Source organism: Thermosporothrix hazakensis (assembly GCF_003253565.1).
Classification (GTDB): domain Bacteria; phylum Chloroflexota; class Ktedonobacteria; order Ktedonobacterales; family Ktedonobacteraceae; genus Thermosporothrix; species Thermosporothrix hazakensis.
The window spans coordinates 1-24,264 of the sequence record NZ_QKUF01000041.1; the positions used below are offsets into that span (position 1 = coordinate 1).

23 protein-coding genes are annotated in these 24,264 nt (G+C 55.2%); 7 read left to right on the forward strand and 16 right to left on the reverse strand.

All coding sequences use genetic code 11. The features are described 5' to 3' along the window. Nucleotides 1-316, forward strand: a 316-nt coding sequence (gene moaC, locus EI42_RS28790; protein WP_282957340.1) for a cyclic pyranopterin monophosphate synthase, incomplete at its 5' end; no start/stop codon positions are given. A 439-nt stretch (nucleotides 317-755) separates the two neighbouring features. On the opposite strand, the gene EI42_RS32905 is transcribed toward moaC, so the two are convergent. From EI42_RS32905 to EI42_RS28800, 3 genes are all read right to left on the reverse strand, one after another. Continuing rightward, the gene (locus tag EI42_RS32905) at nucleotides 756-920 is read right to left on the reverse strand and encodes a hypothetical protein (protein ID WP_170142989.1); all 165 of its coding nucleotides are present in this window, start codon (nucleotides 918-920) and stop codon (nucleotides 756-758) included. An 833-nt stretch (nucleotides 921-1,753) separates the two neighbouring features. After that, nucleotides 1,754-2,845 carry a hypothetical protein gene (locus tag EI42_RS28795; protein ID WP_111326091.1) on the reverse strand — a complete coding sequence of 364 codons (1,092 nt, stop codon included), beginning with the start codon at nucleotides 2,843-2,845 and terminating at the stop codon, nucleotides 1,754-1,756. 47 nt (nucleotides 2,846-2,892) lie between these two features. Next, nucleotides 2,893-3,204: a lasso peptide biosynthesis B2 protein gene (locus EI42_RS28800; RefSeq protein ID WP_211326393.1), complete on the reverse strand. Its 312-nt coding sequence runs from the start codon at nucleotides 3,202-3,204 to the stop codon at nucleotides 2,893-2,895. On the opposite strand from EI42_RS28800, the gene EI42_RS34575 reads away from it, so the two are divergent. After that, nucleotides 3,198-3,326 (forward strand): hypothetical protein, encoded by a 129-nt coding sequence (locus tag EI42_RS34575; protein WP_281279003.1) that lies wholly within the window; start codon nucleotides 3,198-3,200, stop codon nucleotides 3,324-3,326. The two genes, EI42_RS28800 and EI42_RS34575, sit on opposite strands and share 7 nt — an antisense overlap. A 146-nt stretch (nucleotides 3,327-3,472) precedes the next feature. On the opposite strand, the gene EI42_RS28805 is transcribed toward EI42_RS34575, so the two are convergent. Then, a complete protein-coding gene (locus tag EI42_RS28805; protein WP_111326093.1) occupies nucleotides 3,473-4,588 on the reverse strand; it encodes an NUDIX hydrolase in 1,116 nt (371 codons plus the stop codon). Between the two features lie 41 nt (nucleotides 4,589-4,629). Then, nucleotides 4,630-6,657 carry an AfsR/SARP family transcriptional regulator gene (locus tag EI42_RS28810; protein WP_111326094.1) on the reverse strand — a complete coding sequence of 676 codons (2,028 nt, stop codon included), beginning with the start codon at nucleotides 6,655-6,657 and terminating at the stop codon, nucleotides 4,630-4,632. A 499-nt stretch (nucleotides 6,658-7,156) separates the two neighbouring features. On the opposite strand from EI42_RS28810, the gene EI42_RS28815 reads away from it, so the two are divergent. Both EI42_RS28815 and EI42_RS28820 read left to right on the forward strand, forming a co-directional pair. Continuing rightward, the gene (locus EI42_RS28815; RefSeq protein ID WP_111326095.1) at nucleotides 7,157-7,402 is read left to right on the forward strand and encodes a hypothetical protein; all 246 of its coding nucleotides are present in this window, start codon (nucleotides 7,157-7,159) and stop codon (nucleotides 7,400-7,402) included. A gap of 128 nt (nucleotides 7,403-7,530) precedes the next feature. After that, complete coding sequence (locus tag EI42_RS28820; protein WP_111326096.1) at nucleotides 7,531-7,752, forward strand: helix-turn-helix transcriptional regulator; 222 nt, start codon at nucleotides 7,531-7,533, stop codon at nucleotides 7,750-7,752. Nucleotides 7,753-8,029: 277 nt separating this feature from the next. On the opposite strand, the gene EI42_RS28825 is transcribed toward EI42_RS28820, so the two are convergent. The 11 genes from EI42_RS28825 to EI42_RS28875 are packed head-to-tail and all read right to left on the reverse strand — an operon-like array spanning nucleotide 8,030 to nucleotide 19,703. Continuing rightward, nucleotides 8,030-9,913, reverse strand: coding sequence for a replication-relaxation family protein (locus EI42_RS28825; protein ID WP_111326097.1), 1,884 nt, complete (start codon nucleotides 9,911-9,913; stop codon nucleotides 8,030-8,032). Continuing rightward, complete coding sequence (locus EI42_RS28830; RefSeq protein WP_111326098.1) at nucleotides 9,910-12,750, reverse strand: helicase HerA domain-containing protein; 2,841 nt, start codon at nucleotides 12,748-12,750, stop codon at nucleotides 9,910-9,912. The genes EI42_RS28825 and EI42_RS28830 overlap by 4 nt, the downstream gene beginning before the upstream one ends. Nucleotides 12,751-12,766: 16 nt before the next feature. Beyond that, nucleotides 12,767-15,391, reverse strand: a complete 2,625-nt coding sequence (locus EI42_RS28835; protein WP_111326099.1) for a VirB4 family type IV secretion system protein — start codon at nucleotides 15,389-15,391, stop codon at nucleotides 12,767-12,769. A 1-nt stretch (nucleotide 15,392) separates the two neighbouring features. Continuing rightward, the gene (locus EI42_RS28840) at nucleotides 15,393-15,749 is read right to left on the reverse strand and encodes a hypothetical protein (protein ID WP_111326100.1); all 357 of its coding nucleotides are present in this window, start codon (nucleotides 15,747-15,749) and stop codon (nucleotides 15,393-15,395) included. Nucleotides 15,750-15,763: 14 nt separating this feature from the next. After that, complete coding sequence (locus tag EI42_RS28845; RefSeq protein WP_111326101.1) at nucleotides 15,764-16,039, reverse strand: pilin; 276 nt, start codon at nucleotides 16,037-16,039, stop codon at nucleotides 15,764-15,766. Between the two features lie 15 nt (nucleotides 16,040-16,054). Next, nucleotides 16,055-16,351, reverse strand: coding sequence for a lytic transglycosylase domain-containing protein (locus EI42_RS28850; RefSeq protein ID WP_111326102.1), 297 nt, complete (start codon nucleotides 16,349-16,351; stop codon nucleotides 16,055-16,057). Beyond that, complete coding sequence (locus EI42_RS28855; protein WP_111326103.1) at nucleotides 16,309-17,139, reverse strand: CHAP domain-containing protein; 831 nt, start codon at nucleotides 17,137-17,139, stop codon at nucleotides 16,309-16,311. The genes EI42_RS28850 and EI42_RS28855 overlap by 43 nt, the downstream gene beginning before the upstream one ends. Before the next feature lie 10 nt (nucleotides 17,140-17,149). Continuing rightward, entirely contained in the window at nucleotides 17,150-17,731 is a 582-nt protein-coding gene (locus EI42_RS28860; RefSeq protein ID WP_111326104.1) for a hypothetical protein, read from the reverse strand. Between the two features lie 33 nt (nucleotides 17,732-17,764). Beyond that, entirely contained in the window at nucleotides 17,765-18,268 is a 504-nt protein-coding gene (locus tag EI42_RS28865; protein WP_111326105.1) for a hypothetical protein, read from the reverse strand. Beyond that, nucleotides 18,265-19,197, reverse strand: coding sequence for a hypothetical protein (locus EI42_RS28870; protein ID WP_111326106.1), 933 nt, complete (start codon nucleotides 19,195-19,197; stop codon nucleotides 18,265-18,267). Before EI42_RS28870 ends, EI42_RS28865 begins: the two co-directional genes overlap by 4 nt. Continuing rightward, complete coding sequence (locus EI42_RS28875; protein ID WP_111326107.1) at nucleotides 19,194-19,703, reverse strand: LOG family protein; 510 nt, start codon at nucleotides 19,701-19,703, stop codon at nucleotides 19,194-19,196. Before EI42_RS28875 ends, EI42_RS28870 begins: the two co-directional genes overlap by 4 nt. Nucleotides 19,704-20,081: 378 nt before the next feature. Here EI42_RS28875 and EI42_RS28880 point away from each other — a divergent pair, with 378 nt between their 5' ends. From EI42_RS28880 to EI42_RS28890, 3 genes are read left to right on the forward strand one after another with little or no spacing between them, the layout of a single operon-like run. Next, nucleotides 20,082-21,233, forward strand: a complete 1,152-nt coding sequence (locus EI42_RS28880; protein ID WP_111326108.1) for an NACHT domain-containing protein — start codon at nucleotides 20,082-20,084, stop codon at nucleotides 21,231-21,233. Next, entirely contained in the window at nucleotides 21,203-22,807 is a 1,605-nt protein-coding gene (locus EI42_RS28885) for a hypothetical protein (RefSeq protein WP_137686253.1), read from the forward strand. Before EI42_RS28880 ends, EI42_RS28885 begins: the two co-directional genes overlap by 31 nt. Beyond that, on the forward strand, nucleotides 22,765-24,144 hold the full coding sequence (locus EI42_RS28890) for an FAD-dependent oxidoreductase (RefSeq protein ID WP_111326110.1): 1,380 nt from the start codon (nucleotides 22,765-22,767) through the stop codon (nucleotides 24,142-24,144). The genes EI42_RS28885 and EI42_RS28890 overlap by 43 nt, the downstream gene beginning before the upstream one ends. Nucleotides 24,145-24,264: the final 120 nt, after the last annotated feature.

Below are 24,264 nucleotides of genomic sequence, written 5' to 3' on the forward strand. Positions count from 1 at the left end.
AGTCGCAAAGATCGCCGGGATTATGGCCGCAAAAAAGACGCCTGACCTGATCCCGCTCTGCCATCCGCTCCCTATGACGCATATTCAACTTCACTTTGTCCTCGATAGCACAAAGGGCTGGATCTCGATTGAGGGACGAACGCGCACGACCTATAAAACCGGGGTAGATGTTGAGGCGCTCACAGCGGTAACCGTTGCTGCGCTGACCATCTATGATATGTGTAAAGGAGTCGACACGACTATCACGCTGGAACAGGCCTATATCGCGCAGAAAAGCGGAGGGAAGAGCGGTACTGTTACATTCCACCCAGAGTGATGCGAAGATATGGTGTTAAGAAATGACTCCTCTCGTACTTTGCCAATTGGTGATTGGGGGTAAAGATGTTTGAGTTTGATAGATGCGTCCTCGGCAGTAAAGCGCCAGTCAACTCTTAGTTTGGCTTTGACAAAACAATAAGTACATTCAAGCAATTTCTGTGGGATAAGTAATCTCAATAGCAAGGGAGCCGATGATTGAGAGTACTTTTGCTGAGTGCTGATGATACCGTTTGAAAAACTCTCGTGTTGCTGTCAGAAGCGCTTGCTTCGTTTCAAAGGATTCACAATACGTAATCCCTGTCAAAAGCGGCGCAAGACTCATCTAAATCGGATTGAGCCAGGGGCTGTATATCTGCAAGTAGAGCAAGACCAATCAACTCGCAGCCCCCCGCACCATCTCCTCCACATCATCATCGGGGTATTGGCATTGGTCCAAGCTACATATGCCGTACCGTTGGAGGCCTTTGCAGCAAGGCCTCCAACAATTGAGCGATCTCCTTTCTCCGTTTGTGCTGCTGAAACTGCACCGCGGTCTCGCTCGTACGATAATTCACGGCTCCTATCCTGTAGTACTTGTTCGACTGGGTGGGTGTTTCGATCATCACCTGCTATCCTACCAGACTCCACATGGCTCGCAGAGTGGGTAGCCACAAGAGGTTGAAATTATCTATATTAGGAAAACACGTCTTCTTTCTTTTGTCCGTCTCGTGCCACGTCAATCGTCTTTTTTTTACCTCATATTCTGGATCAAGGCTAGCCTATGCTGAGATCGTGAGATGGTGATCTCTCCTGCCTTGAGCACCTGACGCACTATTTTGTAGGAAGCCTGAATACCAGTTTGCTCGGCCATATAGTCCGCCAGACGAGGCATCGGTCCACATCAAATAGGGCAGCTCCAGAGTGCTTGGCCTACGGCGAACCGCTGCCAGCAATTGCTTCTTGTACTCCTCTGTAATCTTGGCGGAGGCCCTGACATCGATCGCTCTTTGAGCCTTTCAAGGCCCCCGGCCATCCAGCGTTTGAGCCAGCACCGCACGATTATTTCCACCAAGGAAATTGCTTCTTTCCTTTTTCTTCACATCCGGTGAGCCGAGCGAGCGTCAAGCGCCGGGAACCGTGGAACCTGGAAGGGCCATCCACCTGGCCCTTCTTTTCTTTTTTTTCTGGCTTCCTGTCCAGGTGCCCGAAGCGCTTCTTTCACGTCTAGAGTGAGCTGGCTTGAACGGTGTAAAGCCGCAGGAGCGTTGTTGTCTGCGGGAGAACGCTGACTGGTGCTCGTTCGCATCGAGGAAGCAGCCCACGGGCGCAAACGGTGCACTATTCTGGTGGGCGTCCAGCGACTGTGCAGTGCCAGATCACAGAAGCAAAGGAGCAAATATCAGGCAGGTTGCGTCAAGGCTGTCTCCGGTGTGCAGGGAGCAGCCCTCTAGAACAGCTATCCTGAAACGACTCCTTGCGTCGCTTGAAGAAATTGCGGGTCATCTCGTACATCCTGAAATTCTGGCAGCTCCTGGAATTCCCTCCATGCCTTGCCTCCCGTGGCGAAAGCGGTTCCCTGAGCCAGCAAGCTGAGGACTTCCTGCCGCTCCTTCTCCTGCTTTTTGCCTGTCGCCCACAGGCTGGCTGCCAACCAGAGATACGTCTGTTCGGCCCAACTGTGCAGGGCAAGAGCCCGGCGAAGAGAGACAATTGCAAGGTCATACTGACGGAGATAGTACATGATCGCGCCCAGATTGTGAAAGTTCGTCCATTTTTTCACGCCCTGCCCGACCGTTTTTGTCTCCTGTGCTTGTCTTTCAAACTCAATAGTAGCCTGCTGAGCGAGAGCACGTACGTCTTCCATCTGCTGCAACTCAGCACAAACCTTTATCTCCAGCAAGATAACTTCGTTCAACACACTCTCTTGCTGGTCCCACTGTGGATCTTCTTGAGCCAGTTCCCGTATGCTTGCAATCATTGCCTGTGCCTTGTGGACATTGTGGCGCGTCAGATAGATATCAGTTCCAGTTCGTAAGGCATAATATCGTTCTTGACGTGTCTGAGGAATTATCGGTGTTTGTTCTAATATTCGATTGAAAAGATATATCCACTCATCCCCTTTACCAATCGAAAACCAGCAGCCTGCTTGTGTGGAGTCTGTTACCGTCCATAATCGCTTTTCTGGAGGGAAGTGCTGCTCCGCCCACTGAATGAGCGTGTACTGCTCTCTGACCGTTTCTTCATACCGCTTTAACAAGGCAAGATGATCGACGATTTCCCAACGGGCCCATGCTTCCTCTTCTCTTGACAGAGCCTGCTGTTTATACCGACGCAGCAGGAGGAGGGCCTGTTCATACTCTTTGCATATACTATGCAGTTTTACTGCTAGATGTACAACGTTGCTCTCCAGAGATTCCGCTTGAAGAGCTGCTTCGATGCGTTCTTGTGCGATCTGCAGGAATCGTATATCTGGTTGCTTCCCCTGCTGACATTGTGTTTCATACTGTTGAATATACGATGCAATTTGTTGTATGCTCTGCTGATCCATAGTGGACTACTCCCCTTTCTTCGTAGTATATCTTTTTCTACTATTTTTTATGGAATGCGCTCTACAACTGCATAGCCTGTTTGTACTTCTGCAATATCGTTTCCGACTATGCCTGCTACCTCTACCCAGGCATGAAATGGATATTCATCCAGTTTTCCGAAAAGATTACGTCCAATAACCATTTGCGCAGGTACCCCTAGCGTTTGCAGATAGACACAGAATGCGAGGGATCGTTCCAAGCACAAAGCATGTGGCATGATGCACTGAGTGACAAGCTGACACCAGAGCAGTTCATGGCGAAGAAAGCGAAAAAGTTTTTCAGGTGAAAGATGCTCAAGAAGCATTCGATTGTGTGGCATGTCAAGACAGCGGTGCACATATTGCCATTCTTTCGCCGCATCTCGTCGAAGGCGAAGTAGATGCAGTCGCAGGAGGACCTGCGCAGTTACCAGAAGCGCTTTTCCACGCTGAAGCGGTGTAACAGCAGGAAGTGCTTCTTCATGGGAAAGATATCCTGTCAAGAAGATATCCCAATTTCCATCTCACAGGCCCGTTCGTTGCGCTGTATATTCCTGCTTGATAGCGGAAGGTTCGAGGGGAACTCTCAGTATTTCTTTCTCTTTCTTCTCAAAATCTTCTTCTTGTTGATGCGTTCTTTTTCCTGGCGGCATAAAGATGAAGAGCCAGAGCCGCTTCTGGATCGAATCGTTTTGCCTCAAATGTTGCAGACAGGGCTTCTTGTAGAGGAAAGGTCAAGACGCGAATCTCTTCATGCGGGTCGGGGGGCAACGGATTCCATTCGAGGTCAGATGCGATCAGCACATGCACATGATGGGTAACATACCCGGGATGGCTGTAGAATTCAATAAGCGGCTCCAGCCTTCTTGCCTGATATCCGATTTCCTGCCGAAGTTCTTTCTGGGCCAGTTCCTCAAGACGTTCGGGGCTCCCTTGCTCTCGTTTTCCGCCAGGCAAGGTGAGCTGCCAGCATCCTGCTCCGAGATTATATTCCTCAATGAGGAGTACGATGTCACCCTGGCCTACTGGCAGAAGGAGGACGCTCTCCGGTCGCTCAAGTACATCGCGTACGATCTCCTGCCCATCAGGCAGGCGGAAATGATATTGCTTCACGGAGAGCAATGGTCCTTGATAGGCGATCCGATGTGCCACCATATGCTCTCGTTTGGGAGATGAGGCAGAGAAGGTTTGAGAGAACGTTGAAGATGCTGTATAGGTGTGAACGTTCAGACAACGCGTATCGATGTGGATATAGGGACGCCCATACGCACGTGCATAGTTTGCCATATCTGCTGTGCCTCCACGCCCGAGCGGAGGTAATCCGTTCCAGGCAAGGATCAGCAGGTTGCATCGTTGGACCATCCATTCCTGAGCTGCGAGAAAAGCATCATCAGTGCATGCGCGATCCGAAAGCTGATGGGTGGCCTGACATGCTTGTAGCAGGGCTTGATAGGACTCGCGTTCTTTGGGTTCTGAAAAGAGGTCTTCATATCCAGCACAGGGAAGCACAATCTCGACACGAACGCCAAGCTCCAGCGCAATCTGGACAAAAAGCTGATCGGCTCCTTTTGCTAATGCAGAAAGCACGACAAGCTGTTTTTCCTGGTGCTGATAGTCTTGCAAAATAGCCCGAAAGTGTTGTTCAACAAAGAGGCGCGTTGCTTCATTTCCCAAATGCTGGTGACCAGCTACCCCAATAACAAATGGATGGGAGGATGCTTGCATTCGGTGTACCGCCTTTCCAACCGGTTGTTTGTTTGTCCTTTTTATGCCCTCGTTTCATGTGAAGCAGTAGAAGGAAAAATAGTTTTTCCATACCACTCATACAACATATCCCCTATTTCTCGTACCTCTGCCTTATTGCCATAAGAACTTGTAAGGAAATGTTGATAAATTTGTGTAATCATTGTAATATTTTGTAAAGAATGAATAGCTTGGCATGTCACTAGTGCATCTTTTGTCTTGCGAAGTGCTTCGGGGTATTCTCCAAGACGAAGCAGAGCTTCAGCAAACGTGAGAATGCTCCACGCCTGTGAACGCGTTTCATCGCGGGCATAGGTTTGTGTCTGAAGTCGCTGGAGATGAGAGAGTTCGATAATCGCTTGTTCCGGTACTCCAATCATATTCCAAATGCTTGCTCGCATCAAATGATACCCACCCTGATGTAAACCGGAGAGCGTTCCGGTCATGAGAAGGCAAGTCTGAGGATTCTCAAGAGGCTGACGTGCAATCATATTGGTTGCTTCGTCCGCAAGATCGAGGGCTACATTTATGGGAATGGAGGGCATGACCCGTGCCAGTGCTCCCTGAGCTCGGCTCAATTGAAGCATCGTCAAACCACGGAGTTGTGCATGAACTGTCTCACTTTCTTGTGCCAACTTAAGAACGTGCTGGTAGTCGGTGATGCTCTCTCCAATTCGTTTGAGCATATCATGGGGAGAACTTCCAAAGAGCCCCCATTCCAGAGAGACACATCCCCGAAGATAGTGCGCAACAGCCAGAAGTGCGTCATTGGATGAGGCAGACGCAAAACGAATTGCGTGATATGCGTAGGCATAGGCGAGGATATAGTCATTTTGATCCTTCGCAATTTTTGCGGCAAGTAGTGCATTGCTGTAGATAATTTCTCGAAGCGGCGAAAGTTCCTCAGCTTGGATGTGGCGTACATATTGCTCAAGAGAGTGAATGTCACGTGAAAGCTCTTGCAGAGTTTGCTGGGCTGTACTGGTTCGGTGGAGATGCAGTATTGTTAAAAAACGTTCTCGGAAATGAACGAGATCGAGGGAAGTATGTTGTGATATCACGTGTTTGAGGAAAAAAGGAAGAGAGGATGTGATGGTCCATTCCAGTTCGGCCTGCTCAGCCGAAGGCGTGTCAAGCGAAAATGTTCCTGCTTGAAGTAGAGCTTTCTGAGACTCAGTATAGCGCTCATGTGCCTGTATACTGTTCTCTTTTGTCTCTTGCACTTGCCTCTTGCTCTGATTCACCTCATATGGCTCTCTGTCCTCATCTCTCAAGAGTTTTTGATAGACAGTATCAATGTGAGCTGGGAATGGAAGTGTGTTTCGTTCATAGAGCGACTTTGCCTGTTGGTACGTTTGAAGCGCCTCCCGGGGGAAGCCTTGTCGATACAGGGCTTGCAGTAGCACGATGATGGCACGTTCATTGAGGGGATCATGGCGCAGAAGAGCATTGGCAAGTTGTTCAGCAGCTTTCTCATTCCCTGTTGCAAGATAGGCGTCGGCAAGCCAGTGGTGACAGCGAGAGGCCAGCCGTTCCAACTCTCCTCGCCTGCCCAGACACCAGATTCCGTCTTCGTGCTCCAAATACGTGCCTCGTTGGAATAGCGCCAGCGCTGCTTCGAGGAGCGGGATTCTGTCACTACTGCCGACGCCTGGCATCTCAGCTGCGTTGATCATTGCTTCGGCGGCATCGGCATCGACCCAGATGAATGCCTGATCGGGGAGAGCGAAGCGCTCTCGGGTGCTTAGCAGGCTTTGTTGTCCTGCTGGGGTCAAGATGGCACGGAGTTTTGATGTAGCTCGATGCAGAGCTGTTTCTGAGTTCATCGTAGCCCAGAGCCGATGCAGGATGGTTGTTTTAGTGACGGTGCGTTGATGATAGGTGAGCAGAAGGCCGAGCAGGCTCCTGGTATATTTTGCATAGGTAGAGGTACTGCCCCATTCATGTTCCGGGACTACTTTCCAGTCATCAGGACCAATGCGTCTCTCGATTGTCAGCGCGCCAAGGGTCCAGACCCTGAAGAGCGCGGTGTTGTTGTCTCCTCTTCTCAAGATCCCTCTTCTCCCATCCTTGATCTACAACATTCCTTTTTTGAGTGTTACGCAGCGTTGTTTGCGTTCCCAGGAGATATAGCAGCGAAGTGAACATACCAGAAAACACAAGTGTGAACGTGCTCCTATCATATCATAAAAAGTGGGATAAGTGAACTCTATGGATTGGAGACAGCGATCATCTGGAGACCCTTTCTCTGCTTCTGCTTAATCAAAATAATGGAAGAGAAAGTGAAATATTATACTACAATATAGTATAAATTAAATATCTTCTGTGAGTAGTATAGATGACATATGTTAGAAGGCATGTGATAGAGAATGTGCAGATGCAAGTGTGAGTTTGTTTGAAGAACTGAGGTGAGTAAAGTTAATCTGCAATGAACAATATATAATGCTTAAGGAGGTTTAACGGTGAATGGAAGTGTTGGGAGGGGCCGGGTGGGCGAGCGGGTGTGCCAGGTGTCTGGTCAGATAATGATCGGAAGAGGAGAGAAGGTATATGAAGCGGAAACAGCAACCGAGGATTGTTGAGAAACAGTATGTGGTGATGCTCTCGTCCACAGAACTGGCGACGGCGCTGGTAGCGGCGCAGCGCCAGATGGCAGAACTGGCAGCGCGTCACCTGGAGACGCTTTCGGAACCAGAACGACTTCAGCTCTATGGACTTGCTCAGTTCACGGAGAAGATAGAACGACTGATCGAGCAAGAACGGATGCGCGGCATGAGAGGCATTTCCACCTCATGAAGTATGGAGAAGAGAGAGGCATAAACGTCCTCCTGGTGGGGAAAAGGGCTCGTGTCACCACCGTTGATGGGTGTCGTTTTTTGGAGCCTGGCTCAGAGAGTCTTGCTGTATTGTGAAAGGAGCATCATATGTTGACCGGGAAACACCTTCGGTTTTATCGAGTGGTACATGGTTTGACCCAGAAGCAATTGGCGGAGCGGGTTGGGATGGGGCGCAACACGATTATGACCATTGAAACGCAGAACCGGGTGATTCGCAATATTGAGCAGTTGATGGCGTTGCAAAAGGCTCTGCATATTCCCTACGAGGAGATCGGGTTTATGCCTGTGGAAAAGAAGCAGTCGCATTGATCGGTGTTGGTAGTCTCTCTGAGGAGATTGCTTCTTTCCTTTTTCCTCACATCCGGTGAGCCGAGCGAGCGTCAAGCGCCGGGAACCGTGGAACCTGGAAGGGCCATCCACCTGGCCCTTCTTTTCTTTTTTTCTGGTTTCCTGTCCAGGTGCCCGAAGCGCTTCTTTCATGTCTAGAGCGAGCTGGCTTGAATGGTGTAAAGCCGCAGGAGCGTTGTTGTCTGCGGCAGAGAGGAACGGAGGGGCGAGCATATGTGCTCGCCAGTCCGACGGGAATTTATGTGGGGGGGCAAAGCGAGCGCGGCGTGGTGAAGCCGGTTGCTGTGAGATGGGACCAGACAGGACCCAGGACGCCTCTTGTTTGGATGGATGCGTGTTGTGTAAGCGCCAGTGGCAGCACGATGCCAGTGGTGCGAGTCACCGCAAGCGCCACGTCCTGGACACGCCGGTATTGAGCGAGATCGGGGACAACCATAAGCACGGTGCCTGTTTCTCCGGGGAACAGGGGGCGCCAGCCAGGCAGGATGCGAGCATAGGCAGTGAGTTTGGCCTGAAGCTGGCTGCTGCCCATGGAGCCTTCATCCCATTCAAGCCAGAGTCGGGAGCGCCGAGGAAGTCTGTCAGCACCGGTTGCTTGCATCAGCATGGTTGCATCGGGATAGACAACAGAGCGGTTCCCGCGTCCGGTTTGCGGAAGCGGGTCTTGGAGGTGGGTGGTGGCCCATATCAGCTGCATTGGTGCCTGTTGTCGCGCCTGCGCACAGGCCTCCAGAAAGCGTAGGACGCCAGCGGTATGGCTCCATTGGGCTTCGAGGCGGGCCACCCCGGTTTGACGCAGTTGCCCGTCGGTGTCTGTTGCCAGGGCAGAAAGGGGGAGCTGCTGCCAGACTGCCACAAGTCGCAGGCCCCGTTCCGCGAGTTGCCAGCGCGTTTCTCCTGCTTGCTTCTGCGCCGTCACACAATGCCAGGAGTGCAGAAGGCGCAGATAGCGCTCACAGGAAGCTGCCGAGGGGGTGTCCAGAAGGGCGGCAGCTTCTGGAGCGGTCAGCAGCGGATGCGCACAGAGGAGTTCGAGCAGGGGAACCAGGCGCGGCGGGAAGACAAGGCTCCAGAGGGCAAGATGCTCACGCCAAACAGATGGAACCCGGGGGGTCACTTGTCGCTCTGCGCGAGGCTGTAGCGGTCCCCGCCGCAAAGGGTGGACCGAGCTGGCAGGGAGGGCGCTCGACGGGAGGAGCCGTGACCCGGGCAGGAGTCCAGGCGGGATGGCCTCGCGTGAGAGGGGGACGAGGTGCTCGCGCATCTGGCAGGGGCGCAGGGTTGCCCCATCTCGCCAGTTCATCCGCCAGAAGGAGGCTTCTTCCGGCTCGGTGGTCAGGTTTGTGATGAGCAGAGGCAATGTGCCTCGCTGCCTCTGGTCGTGTCGCATGATGTGCAGTGCCAGATGCCAGCGCTCTTGCTGCAAGGCGGAGCGCACGAGGACCAGCAAGAGCGGGGTTTGCTCTCGGAAGGGGAGACGTTCCTGTGTATCGAGGAAGCGGGCCCAGGGACGCAAACGCTGCGCGATTCTGGCGGGCGTCCAGTGACTGTGCTGCGCCAGATCACAGAAGCAAAGCAGCAGATACCAGGCAGGCGGTGTCGAGGCTATCTCGAGGGTGCCGGGAGCGGTTCGACGCAGCAGCAGTGCTGCATCCGCTTCACACCCCTTGCTCCCTGAGGACACGGGCAAGACAGAAGGCCGTCGCCAGCACCAGCGTACCTGTGCGGGCGTCCCCTGCTGCGCCAGAGCTCGAGGAGCCTCGGCAACCGTGGCGTTGATGCGTGGTTGCAGGGTACGGAGGTGAGAGAAACGAGTCAGCAGACGCAGGATGCCCCGTTCATCGGTCTCCCAGAGAGCGGCTGCGGCAGCAGGCGTCATCCCTTCAAGGCTCGCGGCTATCTCCAGTCCGGCCTGGGTTAACACGTACCAGGTATGGGCCTCTCCTGCCGGGGTACAGGCCTCAATGGTGCCTTGCCCCTGTAAGGTACTGAGGGCTCGACGGACGGTTGTATCCGCCTCACCGAGCCCGAGGGCGAGATCAGGCACGCGCTGGAGTGGATAATGCAGCAGCCAGCGCAGACAGCGCTGCGCCAGCGAGAGGGAAGCAGCGGGTCTGGTCATCGCTCCGCTCCTGTTGTCTCCGCGTCCTCCGCAGACTCTATCTCCTCGTTGTCCTGTTCATCGAAGGTGCTCAGCTGCCGCTGCACCGACCGCTCCCGCTTTTTGGCAAACCGGGTGCTTCTTGAACGGCCTTGCTTCTTTGGGGGTGGCTCCGGGACGGGTGGGGCCGATGGTGTTGCGGCGGGCTCCCCTGTTGCGGCAGGCTGCGCTAAGGCCTCCTGTTGGGGAGGCTGCGCCCGCAGGGTCGCCGCAAGGTGGTGCTGGAGCTCCTGTTCCAGCTCGGTCCGCGGGCGAGTAAAGGCCGCGCTCCGGGCTCGGAACCAGCCAATGCAGCCCTCCGGGTCGAGCGCTGGTTGGTGGAGCCGCAACGAGAAGGTGGGGTATACCAGGGACTGATGAGTCAGGCGCAGGTAACAGGTATATCTGTTGAGCAGGACCAGATCCTCTTGTTCGACCTGCATTTCGCGGTGGAGTGTCCAGGCATCGGCTGCACTGAGCCGAAAGGTGACCAGATGCTGACAATTGGCGAGCGCGGTGGGCAAGAGGGTCGGGGATACTGTGGTCAGATACTCACACGACTGGGTGGCCAGCACCGCCGCTGCCCCATATTTGCGCAGTTCGGCTAAAAGGAGGGCATAATCAGCGCCGGCCATACTCTGGAACTCATCAATAATCAAGGTCGAGCGCACCCGCTCCGCTTCTGGCAGGACACTTTGTTGTTGATGCGCTGAGAGCATGAGGCCAAGCAGGGTTGCGCCGAGGAGGGAGGCGGTCGCGCTGCCGATTTCTCCTGCGGCAAGACGGATGATCACGATCCGGCGTTCGCGTAAGAGTGTCTTGAACGACACGGTGGAACAGCTCTGCCCAACGATGGCCCGCGCGGCCCGGGCTTCAAAGGGCACCATTTTGGTGAGGACCGGGTCAATCCGCTCGCGCTGTTGGCGCCCATCGAGAGGATCGAAGTACTGATACCAGAAGCGATGCACAAACGGATCGCGAACCAGGGCCAAGACGGCATGGCAGAAACGCTCATCCATCAAGACGGCAAAGACATCGAGCAAGGTATACTGCTCGCGAGCGCGGTCCTGCTCCAGCAGGGACAGATTGGCTTCATAGAGGGTGGCGAGCGCCATGCGAAAGGAGGCCTCCATGCGTGGTCCCCAGCCGTTTTCCCAGATGCGAGCAAAGGTGGTGATCAGTGTGGAAATGATCACTTCCCGCTCTTGCCCGGCGGAGGCATCAAGGGGATTGATCCCGACGCAGACGTCTGGATCTCCCAGATCCAGCAAGACCACATCCGCGCTGCGTGAAGCAGGTAGAAAGCGCAGTAGATCAAGGGCGAGATCGCCGTGCGGATCCAGGACAAAGAGCGCCTGGTCGTGTTGGGCGGCTGCGCGGGCCAGGTGGAGCATCAAGGTTGACTTGCCCTCCCCCGACTTGCCCGCAATAAGCACATGAGAGCGGAAGAAATCCGGGGGAAAGGCGAACGGCAGGGATTGGCCAGCATGCTCGGAAACGCCGACGATGGGTGCCCCGAGCGGTGCTACCAGGGCTTGTGGGACCAGCAGGCTTCGCGAGCGTTTCTGTTCTAAACCTGGAACATCGGTGAACTGCGCGGCCTGCGCCAGATTCCAGGCTCGTGCGACGAAATCACCGGTGAGATAGTGTCGCGAGCGGGGCACGCTCTGTTCCCACCGTCCCTGTGCAAGCGCCTGAGCGCGTCGCTCTGGAAGCGTCCTGGGGACAAAGTGTCCAGCAGAGGAATCGAATTGGCGATAGGTTGCGGCCAGATGCGTGAGGGCATCGTGGCGGCGCTGCTGCTGGCGGGCACGCCACTGCCATTCGAGCCAGGTGAGCCGCCAGAGGTGCGTGATGTGCTGGGCAGAGGTTGGCCAGGAACGCTGCTGACGCAGCCCCTGCCAGAGCCGTCGTGTGAGCGCCCACCAACGAGGCAAGAGCGCCATGCGCGTCCCGGGACCAATGACATAGAGATAGATTCTGCCACGATAGGCACATTGGAGGAGTCGCTGTTCGACCTGCCTGGACGCAAGATAGAGGTGTTTGCGTCGCAGCAGTTGCAGGAGCAGAAGCAGGACCAGGACAACGAGTCCACCAGCACCACCCCAGAGAGGGAGCTGCTCCTGTGCCAGCGTGTGCAGGCGGGGCATCTGCCCCGCGTGAAGCGCCCGCACCCAGGTGGTGAGTGCTGCCGGATCGCCAAAGACTGTCCAGAGCACAAGTCCCACCAGGAGCAGGCAGAGCAGCAGCAGCGTATTGCCACTGGGGGCACGCGACGTGAGGAGGGCTTCGCGCCGGGCCTGCCGTTCCTGTTCAAGCGGGTGCTCCAATGCCTTTCGCAGATAGCCTTGTGACCAGGAGGCAGGCAGAGGGATCAAGGCGATTTGGGCTACTGCTCGGAGGTCTGGCGGCAGGGTGCTGACCGCTGCAAGCACTCCGCGTAAGGGGTCTGCTTCTTTCATCGTTCGTAACGGGAGATAGGCGTCTGCTCCTGCCCGTAGCTCACAGACCGAACTGCGCTCCCCTCTCTCAAGGGTCAGCGGATCCTCCTGCGGTAGCAGGGGACGCGCCTGGACCTGGGGGACCCGCACCTGAAGCTGAGAGAGCGCGTGATCAAGTGTTTGTGGCGAGGAAGCCCGTAGCAGAAAGCGTTTGGTTTTGGTCTGGCCTTCGCCTGTGATTTCAAAGGCCAGAGGCGTAGTCGCATCGAAGACCATGCCTTGCAGCATGGTTTCCCAGGCTTCGTAGCGTTCCTGGGTTCGTTCGGGGGCCATCCGGCCCGGAACGAGGTGAACAGTGCACGGTGGTCGTCTTAGCATCTGGATCTCCCTTTGCTTAGTGCAATTTCTGTGTGCGCGAGGTGCCGTTGGTTGGTTCCACGGCCGTCAGCGGAAAGGGCTTGAGTCCACTGACTTGCTCCTCAGAGTTTGAAGTGGTCGCTGTGCTGCGCTGCGGCTTCACACCGTTGTGCTCCGGACCTTGCGGGGGAGCGGGAGTCGAGGAGTGCTGTGCATTCGTCCATTGCTCGGCCAGCTCGCGAGGATTGGTGGTGGCAAGGCGATGCTCCTGCTCGCTGGCAAGAAAACGGACTGGCATGCGTTTGCCATCCATGAGCATGAGTGCTTCTCCCCGGCGGAATGAGCGTACCAGTTGGATCTCTCGCGACGAGAGTTTGAAGAGCTGCCCCACCTCTTCAGCGGTCGTGTGATCCTGCCGAAAGAGGATGTGGGTGGCGCAGTTGGCGAGAATGGCGCTCTCCTGGAAGAGGCGGGGATGTTGGGTGATCCCGGTAATCGCAAGATACTGCTTGCGGGCCCGCTGAAACATCTCCTCGGCAAAACGGGCCCCTGCCCGATAGCGATAGAGCGTCGCTAGCTCATCAATAATGAGCAGCCGGGGCATGGTGGAAGCGAAGGAGAGATTCCAGACGGCATGGGCGATCATGAGCAGAGCAATCGGGCGCAGTTCATCATCAAGATCGCGCACATCAAAGACGACGAAAGGATTCTCAAGGCTCACATTGGTCTGATCCGTGAACAGCCCCGAGAGGCTCCCCTTCACATAGCGCTTCAAACGGCGTGCCAGGCCTGTGGTGTCCTCTCCACAATCGCCGCTTTCCAGCGTCGAGGAGAGATCCCGCAGCAGCGGGGCCGGTCGCTGATGCGTCTCCGGATCGGAGGAGATGCCGACCTTGCGGTAACACTCGTATAAAGCAATATCGAGGAGCGCTTTTTCCTCGACGCTCAAGGTGGCATCCGGGTTTTCCGGAGAGCGATGGGCCAGCATCATATCGAGCAAGAGATGCAGCCGCTGGATCTGATTGGCAAGGATATTTTCTTTGGTGAGGGCGGCGGCCTCTGCTCGCTGGTGCCGCCGGCGGGGCAAATCAAAAGGATTGAGATGGTGGGCGGAGCCCGGCGAGAAGCGGATCCATTGTCCTCCCAACTCAGTACAAAGGCGCTGATATTCCCGCTCGGGATCGATCACAATAATCTGGAGCTGCTCCCCGTTCGTCTCGCCCCGTCTGGCTCTGGCCTGATCCATCATCAAGAGGCGCATGATATCGAGCTTGCACTTGTAGCTTTTCCCGGAACCGGAGGGCGCCAGCAGAAAGCGATTGGCGTTGGCCAGCTCGTCCCACCAGTCAACGACGACCGGTTCTTGCTGCATGGTGATTCCTTCCAGCAGGGCGGTTGGCGTGGGGCGGTACACCAGATTACTAAAAAAGGGAAAGCAGGCGGCTACCGCGCTACTTGGAAGGGGGAGGCGTGAGCCGGGGTGAAAGGAGCCCGGGATACAGGTGCGAAAGCCGCGCTCTTGCTCAAAATGGAGCACATGAGGCCGATGGGAACTGACAGTATAGGCGGTATCGAGCAGGCGCTGAACTCGTCGATTCAGTTCCTCGCGCGAGGGGGCACGAACGAGTAAATGGATCGCATGCTCATGCAGTTGCTCCTCGCCTCCGGCGATGCGCTCAATAAGGGGCTCGATGTCCTGGGCCGCAACATGCAGATGCGGGTTGGCAGTACGTCCTTGCAGGTGCTGGCTCTGCAAGCTGCTCTGATAGTGCGTCTGCTTCCGTCGCAGCAGGCGCAGAGCCTCTTCTTGCTTGAGCGGGAATTGATGAAAGACGAGATCCATTTCCTCATCAAGCATGATCAACTGCTGCAAAAAGCCAGGGGCAACCAGGCGGGGGAGGCCCCGCAAGGCCAGTACACAGAGCCATTCGCGCTCATCGAGACAGAGCGCATCCTTCTCGATGCGGATGGACGAGGGGGCAAGCACATCGTCAAGGCGCATCTGGGTGCTCAAGGCGGTTTGCAGTGCTTCTTCCGTGAGTGGCTGCTGGGTCGCTCGTTGGGCGCCATAATAGGCGTCGAAGAGGCGGACGATCTCGGGATTCTCCAGCCGATGTACATGCAGGTCGAGTTGCTGGAGACCGGTAGTGATTTGCTCTACTCGGAGCTGGACCTGCTGCCAGGCCTGTTCATGAGAGAGTGCAACGGCTTTGCGGCGCGCGTTGCGTCGCCAGGGAGCGGTTTCGACGGCAAAGGGATCGGCCGACACAACGAGGTAGAAGCGTCGCTCTAAAAGCATGGTGTTAGTCGTATGCTGGTGCAGGAAGGCTGTATGAGAGGCGGCCAGACTCTCTGGCTCCTCACTGAGAGGAGCCAGGAAACGGGTATAGGCCGAGAGATCGAGCCGGGTGACGCGGACGAGAAGCTGTGTAGGAAACGGGAGTGTGCTGTAAAAGCGCTGATAGAGCTGAAAAATAGCTTCTTGTTCGGTCTCCGAGAGCAGGGCAAAGTTCTTGCCGGTAATTTCCAGCAGTGCACAATAGCGTCGCTCTCCGTTGGGATTCCAGAAACAGGCGATACCCTCAGAGAGGGCACGCAAGGGTACGAAGGTGTGTGTGCTGCCCAGACGAGCGGGGCGCGAAGGAAACCAGGGAAACGGCATCTTATTGTTCCTCCTTGTCGTGGTGGGGTGAGAGTGAGCTGACAGTAAGCGGACGCCAGACACTATGGCGTGGGCGCAACCAGAAGCGCAGCACGAGCAGACCCCAGACTTCAAGGGGCTGCCCCTGCCAGGAGCCCCACCCGAAGAGCAGGGCCAGCAGCAGGGGGGCCAGGAAGAGTCCCCAGAAACAGAGTTCGAGCAGACCTCCGTTCCGCCAGCTTGCACAACTGAGCCAGCAATTTGCCGAGAGGAAGACACCCGTTAAGAGGCAAAGGAACTGCCGTAACGAGATATCAATGGCCTGAATGGAAAAGACGATGTCCTGAGTCTGTAAGCGTGGAACGGTGCAGCGTTTCATCAATACCTCCTTTCCTACTGGGCCAGAGCTGAGGTGACCAGGTTTGATAGGGTGATGGCACCCAGGACGATAATGGTGCCGATAATGGCTGAGGCCAGTGCTTTCTTAGCAGCGGTCTCCTGATGCACGTTATCGCCGGCCGTCATCCACAGATAGCCCGCATAGAGGAACGAAAGGGCTGCGAAGCCGCCCACAAAGCCAGCAAAGACTTTGACCAGGTTCAGAATGGTCTGGTTGAAGTTCACATCAGCAAGCACCAGGGTGGTCATATCAGTGAGAGCAAAGAACATCGAAAGGACCTCCTTTTACGCTTCGTACTCGTTGCGCAGAATGCGCTGCAAATAGTGTTGGGTTTCTGTAGGGAGGTGGGCGAGCCAGTCTGCCCCAAAGGTAGCAATCGCATGCTCAGTGGCGCCTGGGCCCGCATTATAGGCCGCGAGTGCTTTGGCAAAGTCTCCGTGGTAGGTGTCCACATACTTCTTCATGAGCCGAGCTGCACCTGAGAGGGCTTCTTCAGGATCCCAGGGATCGACATGCAACCGGGTGGCGGTCTCTGGCATCAGTTGGGCGATACCTGCTGCTCCTGCCGGAGAAAGCGCCATCGGATTGTAGCCGCTTTCCTGGTTGATTTGGCGCAGAAACCAGGAAATCTGTTGCCCTCGCAGGCCTGCCTGGTGCGCGGCCTGCCGGGCCAACTCCACATAGGGGGAGTCGGGCAGATCCTGCCTAGTTGGGCAATAGGGCGTAGATAGCCCAGCACCTCAAAGCCTGGCCAGGTTACCGGATGCAGGCTGGGGAGCAAGGAATGCTCGTCAAAGGCCCGCGGCCCGTTGGCTTGAATGAAGGTGAGTTTTCCGGGATGAGAAGCGGTGGGACGAGTGATCTCACGAACAATCGCCACATGGCCATAGGTGCCGCCTCTCCAGACCAGGATATCCCCGGGAGCAGGGAGTCCCTTCCCTACCGGAATGCGTTGCCATCCCGGAAAATGAGCATAGACTTCCCAGAAGTCACTCGCGTTGGGGGCGGCAGGTAAGGGTGAGCCAGCAGCAGCATAGGCCCCGGTGACGAGAAAGACACACTGGAGTCGTCCGGGCTGCCAGAGGGAGTAACAATCCGAGCTCACCGGGCAGACCTGGTTCCAATAGGTCTGCACGTTTTGCGGGAACCGCTCCGGGTGATACTGGGTATCTGGATTGCCCGAGAGGTGTTTGCCCATCTCGGTGGCGGCCCGTACGACGCGTGCTGCGAGCTCTCTCCCGTTTAGCGTGGTTGGCGGGCCTTGCTCTCGCACCTGCGGAAGGAGAGCTTGCATCAGGCTACAACAGGAGAGCACTGACAGGAGCAGTACCAGAAGAGCGCAGCCCGAGCCAGGAGAAAACAGTTTCATGGATCCTCCCTCATGCTGTCAGCATGGCACGCGCGATCGCCCCACCCACCTGAGCCGTCTGGCGAATGGCCTGTCCAAGCACTGCGGTTGTTGAGGGTGTTCCAGCCAGAGTCGTGCACACCGCGCTGGCAAACCACCCGGGGATTTTCATGACCAGACAAAGGATCGCGCTCCCGACCAGGAAGCCCAGGATCCCGCTTTCACCTCCAAAGGTCGAGACCAGGCCGACACCAAGCACGATGACAACCACCTGAACGAACTGTACAAAAATGGTGGCGATAAAGGCACTCATCCAGAGATTGGCCCATCGTTGCCAGGCAGGAAAAGCGTAGCAGAGCAGCGCGATAGGAGAGATGACCCATAAGACATCGAGCAACGCCAGACGAACGAGCGCTTGAAAGAACAGCAAGAGTGCCAGGCAGAAAATCAGAGCGGTGGTGATCCAGCTTGAATCTTTCGCGTCAAAAAGACTCTGCCCGTTTGTGAGATGTGAGGCAACATCGATCTCGATCTGTGCGGTTCCTAAACAGAGTTGTGAAAGCAGATTCTGGATCGAGAGGACATGCTGAAAGAGGAGCGGCGAGGCGAGCAAGCAGACAAAGGCCAGCAGGAGTCGCGGAAGGACCTAAAGGGAGCTGGCTCCACAGAGCACATGATAGCCTGCAACGAGAAAACAGACTGACAGCAGTGCGGAGGCTGCCAGCATCATCTTGTCATGCAGTTGTTTGACGGCAGGTTGTTCATAGGTGAGATTAGAGCCTGTTGTGAAGAGAAAGTTTTTCCCCTCCGCCACAGCTCCCTCATAGAGGGAACAAAGTCCCTTCCAAATGGGTTTGAGGACGGCTACCCTGAGAACATCCGAGGTGTCAGAAGACAAGACATTCCAGACTGATGGCTTTTGTTCCAGTGGGCTTGGGGGTGCCGTCTCCTGGCAGATCCGAGTATGATGTTCCTCAGAGAGCATCCTGGGCCGGGAGGAGGGTCCCAGACCGTAACCGTAGCCAGGAGCGGTGGAGGAAAGCGAGAGGGCTGAAGTGGCTCGTGTTGTGAGCCCGCTGATCTCAAGACCGGCCAGGAGGAAGATACCAAGCCAGAGGACAGAACCTATTCGCCCGAACCAACATTTCATAAGTGGTGATCTCCTTCCAGATGACACTGTTTTTTGAGCGCCTCGATTTCAGTTGCGAGGACACGATATTGTTGCTGTGATTGCTGCATCTGGGTCTGTGCCTGGATTTTGGCGGTGGTCAGCGCCTCTATCTTGTGTTTCAGTGAGGCGAGTGCTTGTGTCACTTCGTTCTGTGAGATTTTCCAGGGGAGCGGACCGGCAAAGGCAGGGAGCGGACTGGCATTGGCGGTTTTCCATGCATCTTCAATGCGTTGCTGTAAGCTGTGCATCTCTTGCAACGATTTCTCATCGAGGTGAAAGACCTCTTCGGGAAAGGGATAGATGGGGAGAACCCAGATTGCAAAGAAGGGACAAAGATCTTCCGAGGTACGAGCTCTCTTCAGGTTCTCTTTGAGCAGAGAAATATCTTCTGTGGCTCCTTTCAGGTTAGTGGCAAAGGGCGCCGCGACGGCATCCGTCCAGGCTTGGTCATGACGCTGCAATTGTTGCAGGTACGAGCGAACGGTCATATGGGCCAGAAAGCCAGTACGAATCTGCTGATAAGCTTCCTGGGTGACCGGATAAAAGGACGTGGTCGATGAATTTGTAAGCATTGCAACGTCGAGCCGCTCGTCATGAAGTGTCCCCGACCAGGAAAACAGATGACCAAGATGAATGTTGACCTGATCCTGCTGAACGACAACCTGGATCGAATAGGTAGTTTCGCGAGGAGTCACGCTTGTCGAAGCTTCTGAAGGCTCGTCAGTACTGGTTTTGGTAAATTGCCCCAGGAATGGACTTTGTTCTGTTGGCATCCACTTGAGCAAGAGTAGCTCTTCTGTATCAGAAGCGAGATAGGAGGGCTGTGAAGGGGTGCCACAGGCGGTTATGCCTGAGAGGCAGGACGCCAGCAGGCAACAAAACAGCACAATATGAGTGGCCTTCTTCATGCGCCCCTCCCTGCCGTTTTCTGGCTGCACATATCGAGCAAGAGCGCTGGATCAGAGGAAAGATAGAGCAAGGGATGCGCTTCCTCAAAGCCGAACAGGTGTGCTCGCTGAAGCTGATACAAGATGCCCTTGAAGTAGCCGTGCGTATTGAGGAGGCCGAGTGGCTTGTGGGCCAACCACCCTCGCTGTTTCCAGCGTAGGAGTTCAAAAAGCGATGTGAAGGTCTCTAGTCCACCGGGCAGGACAACGATGGCGTCGGCGAGTTGAAGCAAGAACTGAACTGTGAACAGCTCGCTTTGGAGATCCCTTTCGGTGGCCTTGAGATGAATGGTCTCGCCACCAGCGGCTTGTGCAGCCGAAGCTGCAAGTTCAGCGAGCCCCCCGGGGGTTGTTGTATAGATCAAACTCCACCGCCGATGGGCGATCGCTTGACCCAATTGCAAGGCTGCGTGCTGCGAGCAGTCAGGACCAGGACTGGAACCGGCAAACAGACAAATGCGATACATAACACCTTCCCTTCCTCACTCCACCATCATCAGGGGAGAGCGTTCAAAAACGAAGAATGAAAACCGTCTGGTGGCATTGTGCCTTTTCATGCCCGAGGTGAGAAGGTACCACACATCACTCACACAGTACCCAAGGGTGCGTCTCGTTGTTGTGTATGCTCAGAAATGGCTGTTTTGCTTTTATTTCTGATTTTGTCGAAAAAGAGAAGAAGAGCTATGTATCTGACTGTAGGGATATAGATGGTATACGATTCATTTTATGTTTAAAATATAAAGAAAATGTTCTTACTTAAAAAACGAGTTGTATTGAACGTATAAATTTGGTTGGGCTATGATAGAGAAAAAGCAATGTGGTTGTGGTCTCTGGGGAGGTGATGCATGTCTTTAAAACAAGCGCCCCAACGGAATGAGCTGTTAGTGCAAGCCCGGTACGAGCATGGCTTGACCCAGGAAGCCCTGGCCGAGCGACTTGAGGTGGATGTGCGAACGGTAAGCTCCTGGGAGCGTGGATTGCGCACGCCGTCCCCGCACTACCGACATAAGCTTTGCAAACTGTTTAAAAAGACGCTGGTTGAGCTGGGTCTAGAGATACAACCTCATGGCAGCGACGAATTTCCCAGAGCATTTCCGCGCAACGAGTTATCAAATCGTGATGAGCACCGACATCGCATGCTGCGGCGGATATGGAAACGCTGGATCACGGATGGGCTGGAGCGTTCTTTGCACATGACCCTGCTTGTCCCCGATCTGGTGGAACTCCCTGAAGCTGTTCATAATCCCTGGTTGGCGGTTGCAGAGTGGGATCAAAAACCGCGGCTCATTCCAACGGGAACCTCCTTACTGGACCTTTATGATGCGGCGGATGGTACACTCCTGATTCTCGGTGAGCCAGGAGCGGGAAAAACCACACTCCTGCTCACACTTGCGCAAGCCTTGCTGGAACGGGAAGCACACCAGGCGATGCCACTGCTTCCCGTTGTTCTGCATCTTGCAGAGTGGACGCAGAAACGGTTTTCGCTGGATGAGTGGATTTTTCAAGAATTACAGCAAAAATATTACGCTCCTCAGCCGCTGGCTCGTCAGTGGATCGAGACGGAACAGGTAATCTTGCTCCTTGACGGACTCGATGAGGTCAACTCTGAAGCGCGAGCAAGTTGTGTCGAGGCGATAAATCGGTATCGGCAGGCGCATGGGCTGGTCCCGATGGTCATGTGTTGTCGCACGAAGGAGTATGAGGCTTTCAAGGGACAACTCTGTTTCAGTCATGCTCTTCAGATTCAGCCACTCCGCCAGGAGCAGATTGAGCAGGTGCTTGCGCAAAAAGGTGCTCAAGGGAAGGAACTTCAACAGGCGTTACAGCGTGACCCGGGACTCAGGCAGTTGGCCCAAACGCCATTCATACTGGGAATTTTGTGTCTGGTTTACACTGAAGGGATGGAAAGACAGGCTGCTACGTATGAGCAGGACGCAGCAGTTCTTCTGCAACAACGGGGCAGGCGGTGCTTGCCTGTTATGTTGAGCATGTACTGAAACGGCGGGGTCAACGGAGCATCTATACTCGTGAACAAACCCTTCACTATCTTGCAGTGCTCGCCTCTCAACTTGAGCGACACGGACAGGTTGAGTTCTCGTTAGAACGCATGCAGCCAAATTGGCTCCCCCAACGACAACAGCACCAATATCGTCGTTGGATTGTGCGTCTGTTCTATTGCCTGGAAACGCTCTCCTTGAGTATTTTCTTTGCCAGCTTTTATGGGGATCCGGTTTCGTTTTCCTCGGGACCGCTGGCCTGGGTTGCAGGGAAGCCAAGCAATGAGGTACTGGGATGGATGGCGCTTGGCCTGGGAGGGGGATTTCAAAATGTCACCAGTTTCGCTGTCTTGCTGACCGTGATCTTCCTCCTCATTTTTGTCCTCGCTGGACGCGTGAGCAGAGCCCATCCCCTGCGTCTCTCCTGGTCCTTGCTCCTGAAAAGGGCCTGGGAAGGATGTCGACGGGGGTTCTGCTTTGGGCTGGTGAGTGGGCTGCTGGCTTGTTTCTTCTTGAGTCTGTGGGGAGGGATTCCATATGGTCTCTATCGCGGGTTTGGGATTGCTTGTCTGAGTGGATTGTGTATGAGTTTTGCAAGCGGATGTCTTGCGCTTTTCCCTGCTCCAGAGCCGCAAAATGCCAGCAAGCGTGGCGTGAGAGAGCGGCTGACGGATTGTGTGCTCTATACGCTGTGTAGCACGTGCGGGTATGGACTGGTGTATGACGTGCTTTCTCATGAATCCCATCTGCTGATTCTGATCTATGCGCTCATTGTTGGCTGTCCCTCCGGGATCATTTTTGGTCTGGCCAATGGTACCCGGTTAGTAGAGGGGATGGGAGAACAGATCCAGCCTGCTGAAGTGGCATCCTGGCAATGGGTCAGCTGGCGTCAGGTGCTTGAGCAAGTGCGGAATGGTTTCTTGCTCGGGAGCTGGGTGTTTCTGGCAGTGAGCATTACCTTTCTCTGCGTTGCAGGTCTTTCCCAGGGCTTTGTGTATGGCCTGCGTTATGGCCTTCTTTTTGGCGTTCTAGCGGGCGGTATCGGAGCCCTGACGGCCCTGTTTGCAGGGCTTTTCGAGGCCTGGGTGACACGGATGTCAGATGCAGAGGAGCGTGCTTTGCAGCGGCCACACGAAGGCCTTTCCCGCTCGCTTCGTCATGCGGTGAAGGCATCACTCATTTTCGCGGCTCTTGGAGGATGTGGAGGGGGTGGCATCAGTGCTTTGGCGTTTGCTCTGACTGGAGTGCCTGGATGGCCGCTGCTTGGTTTTCGCTTCGCGATGATTTGCGGGAGCCGCTTTGCTTTTCAGTTCTTCTTCTTTCATGGGGGACTCGCATGGATCGAACATATGCTGCTGCGTTTTTGGCTCTGGCGACGAGGAGCGATCCCCTGGAACTATCCTCAGTTTCTGGATTTTGCCGTTGAGCGCATGCTGTTGTATCGGATGGGGAGTGAGTATCGCTTTGCGCACCGCATGCTTCAGGAGTATTTCGCCACATACAGGAAAAATGAAGGAGAAGAAGAAAATCTATGCGCAGATCGCCCAGTCCATCCAGATCTCATGCCCTTGTGATTGGTGGGGGCATTGCTGGATTAGTGACAAGCCACGTGTTGCTTCGGCATTGTAAACGGGTTACCCTGGTGGAGCGGGATATCTATCCCGCTGAACCTGTGTTTCGCTCAGGGGTTCCTCAGGGGCAGCAAGTACATACGCTTCTTTTGCGCGGTCAGCATGTCCTTGAGGAGCTGTTTCCGGGGCTGACCCAAAAATTGCTTGCGGCGGGAGCGATTGGCCGAGAGTATGGGAGCGGGAGCCTCTATGTGTCTCCTTATGGGCCTTTGTGTCAGATCCCCCCTCGTCTGCACGGGTGGAATTGTTCTCGCCTCTTTCTGGAATGGCATCTCTTGCAAGAGGTTCGCCACTCGGATCGCATCACTGTGGTGGAGGGAGCGGAGGTTGTAAGGTTGCTGGGTGAGAAGCAGCAGGGGCAGATAGATGGAGTACGCTACCTGAAACGGGGTCAGGCGGCTCCTCAGGAAGTGCATGCTGATCTCATCATTGACGCCAGTGGGGCTCTATCGCAAGCTCCAATCTGGTTAGAGCAGCTGGGATATCAAGCGCCCCAAGAAACAGTCGTTGCTATCCATCAATGGTATGCGACACGCTGGTATGCGTCTCCTGTCCCGGATGCGATCCCCTGGAACGGGGTCATTGTTCGGGCTTCCCCGCCACTGCGGCGAGACGGGGTCTTGATGGAGGTTGAAGGCGGACGGTGGATGGTAATCCTCTCCGGGAGAGGAGAGGATGCCCTTCCAACGGATGAGGCTGCCTTTCTCTCCTTTGCACAGAGTCTTTCCGATCCGACGATTGCCCGGGCAATACAGGCAGGACAACCATGCTCGCCGATGGATAGCTATTGCAGAACTCATATACAGTGGCGGCATTTTGAGCGGTTGAGCAGTGGCCCCCAAAACTTCCTCGTGCTGGGAGATGCCGCCTGTGTTTTGAATCCTGTTTATGGACAAGGAATGACGATAGCGATCCTGGAAGCGGTCTTGCTTGATCGTTGTCTGCGTCAGCAGGATCATGGTGCCCTGGCTTGTGTTTTTCAGCGACAGCAAGCCCATTTGTTACGACGGCCCTGGCAATATGCGGAAAGAGCTGAACGTCTCCTTGCCGGGAACAACACAGAAACGAATTGGGGAAGTAGGATCGTTCGACAGTATATCGAGACCTTGATGCATCTGGTAACCATAGATCCGCGTGCCTCGCTCATTTTTCAGGAATATCTGCACATGTTGCGCTCATCCAGGAGCTTTTTGCATCCCTACCTGGTGAAGCAGGTACTCCGTCTCTGGGTCAAGAAGTGGCGGCATGGAAGGGAACAGCGTGCCTCGGCTCAGGAATGAAAGCAAGGCGGGTGAGGATGGACTGCAATGAGGAGGGGGCGAGGTCGCTTGGGCGAACCAGCACACGGCAAGCAAGATCATGCGATGCTCTTGCAAGGGTCTGGGAGGCCCGTCTGCCGC